The organism is Kitasatospora sp. NPDC004614, from assembly GCF_042873675.1.
Classification (GTDB): Bacteria; Actinomycetota; Actinomycetes; order Streptomycetales; family Streptomycetaceae; genus Kitasatospora.
Genome location: NZ_JBIALR010000005.1, coordinates 14600 through 28757, shown reverse-complemented (window position 1 = coordinate 28757; position 14158 = coordinate 14600). Strand labels below are relative to the sequence as shown.

The 14158-nt window shown below is 72.7% G+C and carries 17 protein-coding genes and 2 pseudogenes; 8 read left to right on the top strand and 11 right to left on the bottom strand.

The features are described 5' to 3' along the window. Positions 1-95: 95 nt before the first annotated feature. From ACFYST_RS13990 to ACFYST_RS13975, 4 genes and pseudogenes are all read right to left on the bottom strand, one after another. A pseudogene (locus tag ACFYST_RS13990) lies at positions 96-1052 on the bottom strand (serine/threonine-protein kinase). Between the two features lie 48 nt (positions 1053-1100). Continuing rightward, positions 1101-1454: a hypothetical protein gene (locus tag ACFYST_RS13985; RefSeq protein WP_387862002.1), complete on the bottom strand. Its 354-nt coding sequence runs from the start codon at positions 1452-1454 to the stop codon at positions 1101-1103. Positions 1455-1651: 197 nt separating this feature from the next. Then, positions 1652-1909, bottom strand: coding sequence for a hypothetical protein (locus ACFYST_RS13980; protein WP_387861999.1), 258 nt, complete (start codon positions 1907-1909; stop codon positions 1652-1654). A 206-nt stretch (positions 1910-2115) separates the two neighbouring features. Further along, positions 2116-2816: pseudogene (locus tag ACFYST_RS13975) on the bottom strand (FHA domain-containing protein); the annotation flags it as partial. A 145-nt stretch (positions 2817-2961) separates the two neighbouring features. Here ACFYST_RS13975 and ACFYST_RS13970 point away from each other — a divergent pair. Beyond that, positions 2962-3240, top strand: coding sequence for a hypothetical protein (locus ACFYST_RS13970; RefSeq protein ID WP_387648081.1), 279 nt, complete (start codon positions 2962-2964; stop codon positions 3238-3240). A 182-nt stretch (positions 3241-3422) separates the two neighbouring features. Here ACFYST_RS13970 and ACFYST_RS13965 read toward each other — a convergent pair whose 3' ends face one another. From ACFYST_RS13965 to ACFYST_RS13955, 3 genes are read right to left on the bottom strand one after another with little or no spacing between them, the layout of a single operon-like run. Further along, positions 3423-3713 carry a dsRBD fold-containing protein gene (locus tag ACFYST_RS13965; protein WP_387861997.1) on the bottom strand — a complete coding sequence of 97 codons (291 nt, stop codon included), beginning with the start codon at positions 3711-3713 and terminating at the stop codon, positions 3423-3425. Continuing rightward, positions 3710-3883 (bottom strand): hypothetical protein, encoded by a 174-nt coding sequence (locus ACFYST_RS13960; protein WP_387648087.1) that lies wholly within the window; start codon positions 3881-3883, stop codon positions 3710-3712. The genes ACFYST_RS13965 and ACFYST_RS13960 overlap by 4 nt, the downstream gene beginning before the upstream one ends. Before the next feature lie 58 nt (positions 3884-3941). Beyond that, a complete protein-coding gene (locus ACFYST_RS13955; protein WP_387648090.1) occupies positions 3942-4445 on the bottom strand; it encodes a phosphohydrolase in 504 nt (167 codons plus the stop codon). Positions 4446-4555: 110 nt separating this feature from the next. On the opposite strand from ACFYST_RS13955, the gene ACFYST_RS13950 reads away from it, so the two are divergent. Continuing rightward, positions 4556-5197: a uridine kinase gene (locus tag ACFYST_RS13950; RefSeq protein ID WP_387861994.1), complete on the top strand. Its 642-nt coding sequence runs from the start codon at positions 4556-4558 to the stop codon at positions 5195-5197. A 42-nt stretch (positions 5198-5239) separates the two neighbouring features. Here the strand turns inward: ACFYST_RS13950 and ACFYST_RS13945 are convergent, their stop codons facing one another. After that, a complete protein-coding gene (locus tag ACFYST_RS13945) occupies positions 5240-6031 on the bottom strand; it encodes a DNA-formamidopyrimidine glycosylase family protein (RefSeq protein ID WP_387648096.1) in 792 nt (263 codons plus the stop codon). A 107-nt stretch (positions 6032-6138) separates the two neighbouring features. Here ACFYST_RS13945 and ACFYST_RS13940 point away from each other — a divergent pair, with 107 nt between their 5' ends. Together ACFYST_RS13940 and ACFYST_RS13935 are read left to right on the top strand one after the other, a co-directional pair. Next, positions 6139-6900, top strand: a complete 762-nt coding sequence (locus ACFYST_RS13940; RefSeq protein ID WP_387861992.1) for an alpha/beta fold hydrolase — start codon at positions 6139-6141, stop codon at positions 6898-6900. A 311-nt stretch (positions 6901-7211) separates the two neighbouring features. Further along, entirely contained in the window at positions 7212-8108 is an 897-nt protein-coding gene (locus ACFYST_RS13935; RefSeq protein ID WP_387861989.1) for a GNAT family N-acetyltransferase, read from the top strand. A 60-nt stretch (positions 8109-8168) separates the two neighbouring features. Here the strand turns inward: ACFYST_RS13935 and ligD are convergent, their stop codons facing one another. Further along, positions 8169-9068 (bottom strand): non-homologous end-joining DNA ligase, encoded by a 900-nt coding sequence (gene ligD / locus ACFYST_RS13930; protein WP_387861986.1) that lies wholly within the window; start codon positions 9066-9068, stop codon positions 8169-8171. Between the two features lie 32 nt (positions 9069-9100). Here ligD and ACFYST_RS13925 point away from each other — a divergent pair, with 32 nt between their 5' ends. Then, the gene (locus tag ACFYST_RS13925) at positions 9101-10099 is read left to right on the top strand and encodes a Ku protein (RefSeq protein WP_387861983.1); all 999 of its coding nucleotides are present in this window, start codon (positions 9101-9103) and stop codon (positions 10097-10099) included. Between the two features lie 93 nt (positions 10100-10192). Here the strand turns inward: ACFYST_RS13925 and ACFYST_RS13920 are convergent, their stop codons facing one another. Beyond that, a complete protein-coding gene (locus ACFYST_RS13920) occupies positions 10193-10537 on the bottom strand; it encodes a hypothetical protein (RefSeq protein WP_387648111.1) in 345 nt (114 codons plus the stop codon). 354 nt (positions 10538-10891) lie between these two features. Between ACFYST_RS13920 and ACFYST_RS13915 the strand changes: the two genes are divergently transcribed. Beyond that, the gene (locus ACFYST_RS13915; protein WP_387861981.1) at positions 10892-11215 is read left to right on the top strand and encodes a hypothetical protein; all 324 of its coding nucleotides are present in this window, start codon (positions 10892-10894) and stop codon (positions 11213-11215) included. A 140-nt stretch (positions 11216-11355) separates the two neighbouring features. On the opposite strand, the gene ACFYST_RS13910 is transcribed toward ACFYST_RS13915, so the two are convergent. Then, positions 11356-12216 carry an S-methyl-5'-thioadenosine phosphorylase gene (locus ACFYST_RS13910; RefSeq protein WP_387861978.1) on the bottom strand — a complete coding sequence of 287 codons (861 nt, stop codon included), beginning with the start codon at positions 12214-12216 and terminating at the stop codon, positions 11356-11358. A gap of 311 nt (positions 12217-12527) precedes the next feature. Here ACFYST_RS13910 and ACFYST_RS13905 point away from each other — a divergent pair, with 311 nt between their 5' ends. Both ACFYST_RS13905 and ACFYST_RS13900 read left to right on the top strand, forming a co-directional pair. Next, positions 12528-13271: an alpha/beta fold hydrolase gene (locus ACFYST_RS13905; RefSeq protein WP_387861976.1), complete on the top strand. Its 744-nt coding sequence runs from the start codon at positions 12528-12530 to the stop codon at positions 13269-13271. A gap of 355 nt (positions 13272-13626) precedes the next feature. After that, entirely contained in the window at positions 13627-14157 is a 531-nt protein-coding gene (locus tag ACFYST_RS13900; RefSeq protein ID WP_387861974.1) for a GNAT family N-acetyltransferase, read from the top strand. Position 14158: the final 1 nt, after the last annotated feature.

Below are 14158 nucleotides of genomic sequence, written 5' to 3'. Positions count from 1 at the left end.
CCGAGGGGCAGATTGCCAGCAAACTCTCAGGATTGATAGGTGCATGCCATCGATCGTTACGACACCCACCCTCACCGGCACGCCGCGCGCACCCGTCAGCGCGTCCCGTCCGGGTCGAACACCGGCCGCGCCCACGCCGGGGGCAACGACGGTGCCTGGCGCGGCCGTTCGGGCCGGACGTCGGACGCGGCCCGCAGCGCCGCGACGAACTCCAGACAGCCGACGTACCGGCTCTCCGGCCGTTTCGCCATCGCCCGCCGCAGGACGGCGCCCACCTCACCGGGAAGGTCCGCCCGCTGCTACAGCGCATCGGGTGGCCGGTCGTTGAGGTGCGCCCACAGCAGCGCCAGGTCGTCGTCACGGCGGAACGGCGGACTGCCGGTGAGCATTTCGTGCACCACGCAGCCCAGGCTGTACACGTCGCAGCGCCCGTCCACCGGCTTGCCCGAGATCTGCTCGGGGGCCACGTAGTCCAGCGTGCCGACGAACTGTCCGACGCTGGTCAGGCCGGTGAGCGACAGCGACTCCTTGGTCAGCCCGAAATCAGTGAGGTAGGCATGTTCCAGATGGTCGGGGTCGGTGCCCTCGGCGATCAGCACGCTACCGGGCTTGACGTCGCGGTGGACGAGGTCATGGGCGTGCGCCGCGTCCAGGGCGCTGGCCACCTGCACGGCGATCCGTGCGGTCTGGCGCACCGTCAACGGGCCCTGCCGGTCGAGCAGGCTGCGCAGGTCCCGGCCTCGGACGTACCGCATGGCGATGTACAGCACGCCCTCGACCTCCCCGGCCTCGTACACCGGGACGATGTTCGGATGATCGAGGGACGCCGCCACCCTGGACGCCCGGACGAAGCGCTGCCGGAAGGTCTCGTTGCGGGCCAGTTCGGGTGCCAGCAGCTTCACCGCCACGGTGCGGCCCAGCCGGAGGTCCTCGGCCCGGTAGACCACTGCCATCCCGCCCCGCCCGATCACGTGCTCCAGCCGATATCCGGCGAGCGTCCGGCCGCCGAGTTCGTCCTGCCCGGCGGCGGCAAGCGGCTCTTCCCCTGTCATCGTCAACTTCCTCCGCGCTCGGCGCTGTCCCGCACTGCGGCGCCCCGTTCAGCCACGGCTGCCACCCCCACCGTCATCGCGCTCGCCCTGGCTGCCGGTGTCGCCGCCTTCGCGAGCGCCGTCGGCCGCCGCGTAGCCCTGTACCTGCGCGGCGGCGCAGTAGAGCCAGCGGTCCCGTTCGAGATCGAGCAGCCAGGCGGAGACTCCGTCGATCACGGCGCCCAGCCGCAGGTCGCGGGTGCCGTCGCGGAAGGTCTCCAGGTCGGTCCGGCCGGCCGCGTAGTCGTCGAGCAGCCGCCGGTAGTCGGCGAGGCTGCGCTCCAGAGCGGCGAGCAGCGGGCGCGGGTCGTCGCCGGCGGTGAGCGGGAGGCCGGTGTCCGGGGGCCGTTGCGGGAGGGCCACAGCAGTCGGCCGCCAACCCAAGCCGTCCAGCCGTTGGGGCAGACGATCCGGGCCCAGTTCCCGCGGGCCTCGGCGAGGACGACGGGCAGCAGCGGGTCCAGTGGCACCCTGACGGCGGCCGGGCCGGGGCCGGTCCAGGGCAGGCCGCCGCCGGGGACGACGTGGGTGGGCCGGAATCTGCCGGGGGTTCCCATCGGCTACCGCCGCATCACGGCCGGTTCGTGCCGGCGCAGCAGCCGGGCGACGATCAGGCCGTACAGCACGGCGAGGACGATCAGCATGCCCACGTCGAGCAACCAGATACCGGCCCGGTGGGCGAACAGGGGATCGTCGGTGAGGCTGCCGGGGACGATGGCGTGCAGGTCGATCGTGGCGGCCATCGCGACGAGCGCCCAGCGGGAGGGGACCAGCCAGGAGAGCTGGTTGAGCACCGGAATGTGGTCGAGCTGCAGCAATGCCCCGCGGGGCGAGGGCGAGGAAGGTCCGGTCGGCGGCGAGGGCACTGGCGTAGCGACGGCAGAGCGTGCCGACCTGTCGGCGCCAGCGCTGCGGCCTCGGCCCGGCAGCGGGGCGGTCTGCGGTGGGAATGTCGGCGGCGGGCGGCCCTGCGCCCGGCTGTTGACAGTCACCCGGCGCCTTCCCGTCACCGGGCACCCCGGTCGATGTCGCCGGTGTCGACGAATTCCTGGAGTTCGTCGCCGACCAGGCAGAACATCGAGTGGCCGATGCCGACCAGGTCGCCGGGCCCGACGAGGGCCCGCAGCACGGGCCGGCCGTTGAGGTAGGTGCCGTTGTGGCTGGCCAGGTCGGCGATCTCGTAGCGGCCGTCGGGGCGGGCCCGCAGTTCGGCGTGGCGCCGGGAGACGGACAGGTCGCCGAGCACCAGGTCGTTGTCCGGGGCTCGCCCGATCCGGACCACTCTGGTCGGCAGCGGCCGGACCCTGGAGGGCGGCCGGAGCGAGCCGGTGATGGCGGTCAGTGCGGACGGCCGGGCTTCGGGCGACGGTCCGCTGCCGGGCACCCGGTGGACGGCGGTCGGCCGCGGCAGAGCGCTGAAGGTGCAGTGCGGCCCGTCGGCGGGGCTGCCGAGGCAGAGCACGGTGCCGGGTTCGATCTCCTGGTGGACGATGTGCCGCCCGTCGGCCCAGGTGCCGTTGGTGGAGCCGATGTCGTCCACGATCCAGTGACCGTCGCCGACATGCAGTCGCGCGTGGTGCCAGGAGACCCGGGGGTCGGTGAGGACGATGTCGGCAGCGGGGTCACGGCCTGAGGAGTAGGTGCGGCTCGGGGTGATGACGGTCGAGTCGTCGCCAGTTCCGAGGACCAGTTTCGGCGCGGGGGCGCCGTCTCTCGCTCTCTCATACGTCGATGCCGTTCCCGGCGCCGGGCACCCGCCCGGGGGGCGGTTTTCGGCCTTCCGAGTGACAGTGGAAGACGGTCGCCACGGGTTGGGTACCTGTGGGGTCGGGACCGAGCGGCCCATAGGGCGGCGGATGGGAGCGGGTTTGTGAACACCTGGGCAACCTGGACCACGCAGGGCATTCTGTCCGGCCACGGTGGCGTGAAGACCGTGGAGATTGGCGTCATCACCGGGGATCTGACGGTGCACACCATGTGGATCGAGGGCGAGGCGCGGCTGACCGTGCAGTACAGCGGGGCGCTCGACTGGTTCACCGTGGAGGGCAGCCCGGTCGCCGCGGCGGACGAGGCGGCGGCGCGCGAGGTGCACCAGCACATGGTGGAGGCGGTGAAGACGGGCGGCGGCGCGGCCGCCCCGCAGGCCTGATTCTCCCCCCGAACCCGGGCCGCGGCGGCACAGCCAGGTGCGCGACGGCCCGGGTTTCGGCCTGCCCGGGCGCCGAAGCCCTGCACCCAGGCAGGCCAAAAACCCGCAGGCCGAAACCCCGCAGACCGCCCGCCATGGCCGAGTGCCGACCCCCCGACACCCGGCGCCCCGCCGTTCGGTGACTACGGTATGTCGCGCCGACGGGCGGATTCGACTGCTTCGGCGGCGGTCGAGCCGCGGTGGATCAGTTGCTGCCCGAGGGCTGCCAGTGCGCGTCCGACGGCGAGTTCGTCGCCGATCGCCGGGTCGGCGGGGTCCTGGGCGCTGCGATGGGCCTCGGCGTCGACCTCGATCAGGTTGACGCCGGTGTCAAGGACGGCGTGTGCCTGGGTGAGGTCGCCGACCTCGACCAGCCGCAGGCGCACGTTCCAATCGGAGGTGTGCGGTTCGGGCACCGCGGCTCGCGCGTTCACCGCTGCTCCTCCTGCTGGGGCGGTTCGGCGATCCGCTCGCCCTCCGCCGGCGGCTCCCCCCAGGCGCTCATGTTCTGGTCGGAGGTGATGCCTTCCAGGGGGTCTGCGGCGCGGACATCGTCCTCGTCGCGCTGCGCCTTGTCGTTGAGCCTGTCATTCATCTCGGACATCCTCGGCTCCTCGCTGTCGGCCCCCACTGCTCCTTCCAGCCTGCTCCCGCCGAACGCTTCAGTCGAGTTCGGCCAGCAGCGGGGGGTTGACGGCGGCGAGGACGGTCCGCAGGTCGGCGTCGGCGACGGCGGGCCACAGGACGGCGCGGGCGTCCCGGTAGCGCGCGGCCAGCCGGGCGCGGTCCGCCTCGGGCAGCCGGGCGGACCGGTCGGCGCGGGAGTTGTGGGCGTTGTCGGCGATCTTGACGAGGGTCGCGGCCTGATCGGTGACGATGTCGAGCAGCATCGCCCGGTAGTCCGTCCCCGGCTCCCGGGTGACCCGGCGGACGGTGGCGACCACTCCGGCGGGGATCCCTGCGACAAGCAGATCGTCGGCGCGGGTCGGGGTGTCCTCCAGCACGTCGTGCAGCAGTGCGGCCATCTGCAGGCCGGTGCCGAACGCCGCGACGCCTGCTGCCACGGCCCGGACGTGTTCGATGTAGGGGACCCCGATCCGGTCGTACTGTCCGGCGTGGGCACGGGCGGCGAGGGCATCCACGTCGGCGAGGTTCGGCGAAGGCACGGCGGGATCCCCCTGGGATGAGTGACGATCAGGTATCGGAAAATATAGTCCGGTTGACGGAACGTCCGGTCGACGGGAAGTCCGGTCGACGGAGAGGAAGTGATCGTCCGGTGCGGGTGACCCCGATCTCCCCGGAGCGCCTGGTCGCCCTGCTCGCGGAGCGGATCCACCGGCTGCCCGGCCCCGACGATCCGGACCGCCGTCTGCGGGTGGCGATCGACGGCGCGGCCGCCGCCCGCCCGGGCGAGTTGGCGGATGCGTTGGTGGAGCCGCTGCGGCTGCTCGGCCGGCCGGTACAGCGGGTATCGGCGGGCGACTTCCTGCGTCCCGCCTCGGTCCGCTTCGAGTACGGCAAGCAGGATCCGGACGCCTTCCACGACCTGTGGCTGGACGAGGGCGCGCTGCTGCGCGAGGTACTCGACCCGCTGGAGCCGGGCGCGGACGGCCGGATGCTGCCCACCTTCTGGGATCCGGCCACCGACCGTTCCACCCGGGCCCGTTACCTGGAACTGCCACCACGCGGAGTGCTGCTACTGGACGGCCCGTTCCTGCTCGGCCGCTGGCTGCCGTTCGAACTCACCGTGCACCTCACCCAGTCCGCTGCCGCGCTCGCCCGCCGCACCCCCGCCGATCAGCACTGGACGCTGCCCGCCCACGAGCGCTACCGCACCGAGACCGACCCGGCCGAGCTCGCCGACCTCACCGTCCGGGTGGACGACCCGCGTCACCCGGCGCTGGTCGAGCCGCACTGACACCCCCGCGTCCCGACGCCGTCCAGCGTCGGCATGCCGCCGTCAGCCGATCGGCGCCGGGCCGCGCTGGCAGCGCGGGCACCAGTACGCGGTGCGGTCCTGCGCGTGGGTACCGGTGCGGATCGGCGTGCCGCAGCGCACGCAGTTGCGGCGGGCCCGGCCGTACACCCAGTTCTGGCAGCCGGGCCGGGTGTCGCCGGTGGTGATGTGGCCGTGCCGCAGCTTGTTGGCGTCCAGCAGTTGGTGCGCCCGGTGCAGCAGCCGGTCGAGGTCGGGCAGTTCGGCGACCGGCAGCCACGGGGTGACTCCGGCCAGGAAGCTCAGTTCGTTCGCGTAGACGTTGCCGATGCCGGCCAGGTTCCGCTGGTCGAGCAGGGCCGCGCCGACCGGGCGTTGCGGGGCGGCCAGCAGGCGGCGGCGGACTTCGGCGACGTCCCAGTCGGGGCCGAGCAGGTCGGGGCCGAGGTGGCCGACCACCCGGGCCTCCTCGGCGGTGCGCAGCAGTTGCACCACGGGCAGTCGGTAGCCGACGGCGGTGCCCTGCTCGGTGCCGAGGATCGCCCGGATCTGGAACGCCGGTCCGCTGCGCCAGCGCTCGCCGGGCCGGAACACCTGCCAGCGGCCGTCCATCCGCAGGTGGGTGTGGAGCGTCACGCCGCCCTCGAACCTGGTCAGCAGGTGTTTGCCGCGCGGCACCGTCTCCAGCACCCGACGGCCGGTGAGGTCGGCGGTGGCGTGGGCGGGCACGCGCAGGTCCGCCACCGTCAACACCGCGCCGGCGAGCGCGTGGTTGAGCTGAGTGGCGACCAGGTAGATGCTGTCTCCTTCGGGCACGCCCCCATCATGCCGTCAGCCACGGACACCGCCCGGCCCACCCCCACCGTCTCTGCTGACAGGTAATCCCCTGGTCAGGTCACGAGTCGCTGTTCTAGGTTGGCGCGATGACGATCACTCACGAGGTGGCCGGCTCCGGCCCCGCGGTACTCCTGCTGCACTCCTCCGTCTGCGACCGGCGGATGTGGGACGGCCAGTGGGACGCGCTGCGCGAGGCCGGGTACCGAGTCGTGCGGTGCGACTTCCGCGGTTTCGGGGAGACCCCCTGCGCGGACGCGCCGTACAGCAACCTGACCGACCTGGAGGACCTGCTCGACGAACTCGGCATCGACCGGGTCTCGCTCATCGGCGCCTCCTTCGGCGGCAACATGGCCGCCCGGTTCGCGGCGCTGCGCCCGGAGCGGGTGCACTCGCTGACGCTGCTCTGCCCGGGCAGCGCCACCCACGAGCCGAGCGCCGAACTGGTGGAGCTGGGCGAGCGCGAGGTCGAACTGGTCGAGTCCGGGCGGCTGGACGAGGCGGTCGAGCTGATGGTGGACACCTTCCTCGGGCCCGACGCGGACGAGGCCTCAAGGGCCAAGGTCCGGGTGATGCAGCGCAACGCGTACGAGGTGCAGCTGGCGCCCGAGGAGGAGTTCCACCCGAGCGAGCCCGAGGTGGACCTGCGCAACGCCGTCGCCCCCGCGCTGGTGTTCGGCGGCCGGCACGACGTGGACGACTTCCGCCGGATCGCCGTCGACACGGCGGCCGTGCTGCCCGCCGGCGAGCACCGCGAGCTCTCCTGGGCCGGCCACCTACCCGCTCTGGAGCGCCCGGCCGAGGTGGCCGAGCTGCTGATCGCCCACCTCGCCGAGGTGTGGAAGGCCTGACGCCGAACGTCAACGGCGAACCCCTCACATCCCCTCCCCGAGTGAACATCGGCATCCCGTTCGAGCCCCAGGGCCCCACGCGCCGCCACCCGTGGAAGGTGATTACACCTCACTTTTGCGCCTCAACAGGGCAATCGCCTCATCGCAGAACCGATTCGGCATTCGACGCCGACACAGACCCTGCCAGACCGACATGGTCGAACAGGCCGTGCGCAGGGTTCGAAAAAACAGGTGCACGCGTCCGATCGCCCTGCTTTGATTCCGCGTGATCAACCTCCACAAGAGGACGCACCACACCCTTGGACGGCACGATGCGCGACACCCAGCACGACACCGACCTCACCTCCACCCCGGGGGCGGAGGCAGGCGGGCCGTCGGCCGTCCTGGCCCGGCTCGAGGAGTTCTTCGACGCCGTTCCCCGGTTCTCCGCGACCGCCGAGGAACACGGCCCGTTCACCCTGTTCGTCCGCACGGGGCCGGGCTGGCACTACTACGCACGTCCGCAACTCGGCGGCGACGGACCGTTCACCGCGGCCGACGTGGAGCGGGTCCGGGCCCGCCAGCGTGAGCTGGGCGCACCGGAGAGCTTCGAATGGGTGCACGAGACCTCGCCGGGTCTGCGCGCCCCGATCGAGTCTTCGGGCCTGGAGGTGCACGAGCACCCGCTGCTGGTCCTGGAGCTCGACGGCCCGTCGGCTGCCGCCCCGGCTGCGGAGAACGACCCGGAGGTCCGGGTGCTGACGATCGACGACCCGCTGCTGCCGAGCGCCGTCACCGTCCCGCACCTCGCCTTCGCCGACCCGGGCACCCAGGTCGGCGTGGCCGGCCCGGAGCAGCTCGCCGACGCCACCCGGACGGCGATCGCCGACGGCCAGGTGACGCGGATGATCGGCCGCATGGAGGCCGGCCGCACGGTCGTCGCCGCGATCGCCGGGCCCGACGGCCTGGCCGTCGCCTCCGGCTGTCACCAGCCGGTCGGCGACGTCAGCGAGATCGTCGCGGTGGCGACGCTTCCGTCGCTGCGGCGGCAGGGCCTGGCGCGCCGGGTCACCGCGCAGTTGGTCGAGCACGCCCGGGCCACCGGCATACGCACGGTCTTCCTGTCCGCCAGCGACGACGCTGTGGCGCGCATATACGAGAGCGTCGGCTTCCGCCGCATCGCCACCGCCCTGATCGCCGAGCCCGCCGCGGAGGCCGCCACGTCCTGACACCACACCACCGCCGCACGGCCCGGGTCTCCCCCGGCGCCGGCCGGCCTGCCGCCGGGATCAGCCGTCGGGCTCCGGCAGTGTCTGGTCGTCGCTGAGCAGGTCGGCCAGCAGGTCGCCCTGCTCGGCAAACCGGTCGAGCACCTCCTCCGGGCTGAACATCAGCTCGGCCGGGTCGGTGCACTGCTCCACCTCGCTCCAGCTCACCGGGGCCGACACCCCCGGAACGCTGGTGGCGCGCAGAGTGTAGGCCGCAGCGGTGGTCTTCGCCGTCGCGTTCTGCGACCAGTCGACGAACACCTTTCCCCGGCGCAGCGCCTTGGTCATCCGGGACACGACCAGGGTGGGGTGCTCGCGGGCGAGGCGTTCGGCGAGGGCGTGCGCGTAGTCGCTGACCTGCCGGGCGGGGGCGGGGCGCAGCGCGGCGTACAGGTGCAGTCCCTTGCTGCCGGAGGTCTTGGGTCGGCAGACCAGGCCGTCGGCGGCGAGGGCTTCGCGGATCACCAGGGCGACGCGGCAGCAGTGGGTGAGGTCGGCACCGGGGCCGGGGTCGAGGTCGACGACCAGGCGGTCGTGGGCGTCGGGTCCACTCTCGGCGGTCCACTGCGGCACGTGCAGTTCGAGGGCGTAGCCGTTGACGACGGTCATCAGCGTCGGCAGGTCGTCCACGGCGACGCGCTGCTTGGGGCCTTCGTGGCTGGGCGCGGTCACGGTGTGCACCCAGGCGGGCAGGCCGGGTGGCGGGTTCTTGGCGAAGAATCCCTCCTCGCCGATGCCGGAGGGGAAGCGCAGGAAGCTGGCGGCGCGGCCGCGCAGGTGCGGAAGCATCGCGGGGGCGATCTGCGCGTAGTAGTAGAGGGCCTCGCCCTTGGTCCACCCCGTGGCGGGCCAGAGGACCTTGTCGAGGTGGGAGAGGACCAGGCGGCGGCCCTCGACTTCCGTGACCTGTCGCTCGGGCATACCGTGGGAAATCCCCGCGAAAGGGCCATGACATGCCACAGGTCACCTGGAAAGGCGTCATCACGTTCGGGCTGGTCAGCGTACCGGTCCAGCTGTATGCCGCCACGGAGGAGCACAGTGGGCCGGCCCTGCACCAGGTGCATGCGAAGGACGGCTCGCGCATCCGGATGAAGCGGTTCTGCGAGGCGGAGGACAAGGAGGTTCCGTACGGCGAGATCGCCAAGGGGCATGAGTCTGCGGACGGTCGGCAGGTGGTGCTCGACGAGGAGGACCTGGCGGAACTGCCGCTGCCGAGCAAGAAGGTGGTGGACGTGCTGGCGTTCGTCCCCGCCGAGTCGATCGACCCGCTGATGTACTCCAAGGCCTACTACGTGGCCACCGCCGACAAGGCCCCGGCGAAGCCGTACGTGCTGCTGCGGGACGCGCTGCGCGCGTCGGGACAGATCGCGGTGACCAAGGTGACCATGCGGACCAGGGAGTCGCTGGCGGTGCTGCGGGTGCACGAGGACACCCTGGTGCTGCAGACCTGCCTGTGGCCGGACGAGGTCCGCTCGGCCCAGGGGATGGCGCCGGACGAGAAGGTGACGGTCCGTCCGCAGGAGCTGAAGATGGCGCGTTCGCTGATGGACACGCTGTCGGAGGACTTCGACCTGTCGGCGCTGCACGACGAATACCAGCTGGCGCTCCAGGAGTTGATCGACGCCAAGCTGGCCGGGGTGGAGGCACCGCACCTGGAGGAGCAGGCCGGAGGCGGCGAGGCCGAGGTGATCGACCTGATGGCGGTGCTGCGCAGCAGTGTGAAGGCCGCCAAGGGCGAACACGGCCGGGGCCCGAAGGGCGGCCGAGCGGCCGGGTCTGCGGCGGATGCCGAGGGTGCGGAGGCGGCGCAGGACGCGGCCTCGGGCGGCGGTGCCGCGAAGCGGACCCGGAACGCGTCGGCGAGGCGGAACGGGGCGGCGTCGCAGAAGAGCACGAAGGCGCCGGCCAAGAAGGCTGCCGCGAAGAAGGCCGCACCCCGCAAGGCGTCCTGACGCTCCATCACTTCGGCGATTCACGCGCCCGAAGCGGGGCGTGCGGCCCCGGCTGGGGCGGAGCCGCACGGCGGTGTGCGAATGGGGGTCGGGTCAGGAGAAGACGACGGAGCGGAGCTTGAGGCGGTCGGAGGCGCGGCCGCCGGGGCGCAGCGAGTAGTACTCGCCGTCGCAGTCGGGGCCGGTGAACATGGTGGCAGTAGAGCCGGTGAGGTTCTGCGGGGCAAAAGCGGGTTCGGTGGTGTCGGGGTCGGCGACCTCGGGGAGGGTGTGGCAGACCCGGCTGTCGGGGTCGACGAGCCGGCCCTCGGCACGGTCGCCGAAGTTGTCGAAGTAGGTGTAGCGGAACTCGCCGACGGCCGCGGCGGCGGGACACGGCGTGGCGAACAGCAGGGCGAGCGAGGCGACGGCGGCGGCAGCCGTGGAACGCAGGTGCATGGGGGTGGTACGGCCTTTCCGATCGAACGCCGGGATCGGCGGGTCCGTCCCGGCGCGAACTACCGTAGGGGCGGGGCCCGGTGGCGAATCGGTTCTGCGCGTGCACGTCGCGCGCCGTCGCAACGGCCGTGCGGACGCCGCCCGGAGGGGTGCGCCCGGTGCCGGTGGGGTGGGCGCGGCGCGCGGGTCATTTGGGTCGCGGAGGGACGAAACGCCGGTCGCAGCACGGCGGTTCGGCACCGCGTTCGCATGTTAGAACCGGCGTGCAGCGGGCAGATGTGTTGCTACCTGGGACGTAGGGACGCGCCGGCGGGGAAGGCCGGGCGCGCCTGCCTGGCGGCGCGGAGGTGGTTGATGGACGGACCGGCACTCTCCCCGCGTGAGCTCCTGATCCTTCATCAGATCGAGGCCGAGCTGGGAAGCGATCTGGAGCTGGAGCGCGAGCTGCGCACGATGCGACCAGCACGGATGGCGCGGCTTCGGCGGTCGCTGGTGGCCCGCCCACGATCGGTGGTCGTGGTGATCACGTGCTGTCTGGTCGTGTCGTTCGGACTTTTGGGACTGGCGGTGGCGCTGCGGGCGCCGATGCTGCTGGTCGCCGTGGTGGCGGCCTGGGGCACGGCGCTGGCGGCCCTGATGGCGCTGGCGCACTTCTGTCGGCGCGCACGGAATCGATAGCGGGCGCACCCGCCCGCGCAGGGAGCGCGTTCGGCCGGCGCACCGCCAGAAGACGGCGGGCGCCGGCCGATCGACGTCGCCTGGCCGGAACTCCGGGAAACCGGGGCCGCAGCGTGAATCGGAGCAGCAGGGCCGCCGGATCAGACGCCGGGCAGGCCGGTCTCCACGCCGTCCAGGGCATGCGAGCAGAGGCAGTCGCGGGTGGCGGGCAGCGATTCGAGCGCCTTGAACAGGACGGCACGCAGGCGGTCGACGTTGCGGGCGAAGACCTTCAGCACCTCGGCGTGGGTGACGCCCTCGCCGGTCTCCACCCCGGCGTCCAGGTCCGTGACGAGTGCCAACGAGGTGTAGCAGAGGCCGAGTTCGCGGGCCAGCGCGGCTTCGGGGTGGCCGGTCATGCCGACCACGGACCAGCCGTTGGCGGTGAACCAGCGGGATTCGGCGCGGGTGGAGAAGCGCGGGCCCTCGATCACCACCAGGGTGCCGCCGTCGACCGGTTCCCAGGCGAGCGACCGGGCGGCGGCCAGCGTGGCGTTCCGGCCGTCGGGGCAGTAGGGGTCGGCCATCGCGACGTGCACCACCTCCGGCATCGAACCGTCGGGAAGGCTGCGGCCGTCGTAGTAGGTCCCCGCCCGGCCGGAGGTCCGATCGACGAACTGGTCGGGCACCAGCAACGTTCCGGGGCCGTACTCGGGACGCAGGCCGCCGACGGCGCACGGGGCGAGGACCTGACGCACCCCGAGCGAGTGCAGCGCCCACAGGTTGGCGCGGTAGTTGATGCGGTGCGGCGGCAGGCGGTGGCCGCGGCCGTGGCGGGGCAGGAAGGCGACACGCCGGCCGGCCGCCTCGCCGATGAACAGGGCGTCGCTGGGCGGCCCGTAGGGCGTTTCGACGTGCACCTCGGTGACGTCTTCGAGCAGCGCGTAGAGTCCGGATCCGCCGATGACGCCGAGTTCGGCGGTCGGGGTGCCGTCGGTGCGGGGCGGTTGGACGTCGGCCATGGCTCTCCTCGGCTCTGCCGGTGGGGCGCAGGCCCGCCACAGCCCGAGGGGCGCGGTGGGGCTGCGACTGGGGGCGCCGCACGGTGGGCGGCGCGGCCTGCCGTGGGCACGCTGACACCCTACGAGCAGTCAGGTCCGGCGTCCCGCATCGGAGCTGTGCGGTTCGGACTCACGCGCTCGAACACCGGGCGATCCGCACGCTCCCGGTCGGCGGTGGCGTCCGCGTACAGTGGCAGCCCAGGTGGGCACGGCGACGGGACGGTGTGATGAACGACGGGCGGCTGGCGGTGCACTCCGGCGAGGACGGGACAATGGCAGCGCACCGGGCACTGTCCTGGCGGGTGCGGCCTTCGGCGCCGGACGCGGCGGTGCTGGTGCTGCACGGCGGGCGGGAGTTCGGCCCGGAACCGGTGCCGGCGCTGAACCTGCCGGGCCTGCGGATGCGCCCGTTCGCGCGGGCCGTGGAACGCGCGGTGCGACGCTCGGCACAGCCCGGCTCGGACGGGGCTGCGGGCCGGTCGCTGGCGGTGGGCACCGTGCACTACCGCTGCCGGGGCTGGAACGGTGAGCGCGCGGACGCGGCCCGCGACGCGGAGGCGGCGCTGGCGGAGTTGGCGGAGACGCTCGGGCCGGTGCCGACGGTGCTGATCGGGCACTCGATGGGCGGCCGGGCGGCGCTGCGGGCAGCCGCGCACCCGTGCGTGCAGGGAGTGGTGGCGCTGGCGCCGTGGTGCCCGCAGGACGAGCCGACCGAGCACCTGCGGGGCACGTCGGTGCTGATGCTGCACGGCGACCGCGACCGGGTGACGCCGCCCGCCGACACCGATCTGTTCGCTCTCCGGGCCCGCGACCACGGGGCGCGGGTGGCCGGCTACCGGGTGTTCGGCAGCGGCCACACTCTGATGCGCCGGGCCGGCGACTGGCACCGCACCACCGCCGGACTGGTGCTGGCCCTGCTGGGACTGGCGACGCTGCCCGACGAGATCGGCACCGCGCTGGCCCTGGAGGGCGGCGGCCCGGAGGGTCTGGGCATTCCGCTGGCGGGGCGCCGCTGAGCGCGCGCCGCTGGGTCCGTCTCCACTCAGTCGGTCGGGCGCGGGGAGTTCATCTATGCGGAGATAATCTCCGCATAGATGAACTCCCTCGGCCGATCAAAACCGATCGCCGCTCACGGAAAACATCCCCGCAGAGATAATCTCCGCGTAGATCATCTCGCCGGCCCGTCCCTGACCCACCGCGCACACCCACCCAACGACCAACTAACGGGCGAGCACCCCAACGCCAGACCGGCCCGGGCAACCGCACAGCGACGGACAGTGAAGGCCGATTCCCCCGCTCGACGGGGACGGGCCGGGGGCGCACACTCCGGGGGAGGAGACGTCCGCCAATCGAATGAGGGAGGACCCGGCCATGGGGATCAGACTGACCACTGATCGGCTCGTCGTCCGCGACTGGACGCCCGACGACGCCGAGGACGCGCTGGCCGTGTACGGCTCCACGGACGTCGCCCGCTGGCTGACGCCGGCGATGTCGCAGGTCGCCGATGTCGATGCGATGCGTTCGGTGCTGCAGGCCTGGGCGCAGGAGCAGTCCGGACTGCTGCCTCCGCGCGGGCGGTGGGCAGTGGAGCGGCGGGAGGACAAGAAGGTGGTCGGTGGGCTGAGCGTCCGTCCGCTGCCGCCGTACGACGAGGACCTGGAGATCACTTGGCAGCTCGCCCCGCACGCCTGGGGCCAGGGGTACGCGACGGAGGCGGGTCTGGCGCTGTTGAGGTGGGCGTTCACCCAGGACGTCGAGGAGGTGTTCGCGGTGGCCCGGCCGAAGAACGACCGGGCGCACGCGGTGGCGAAGCGGCTCGGGATGCGCTGGGTCGGCGAGACCACCAAGTACTACAACCTGAATCTCCAGGTCTACCGGATCCGCCCCTCCGACCTGGCCTGAT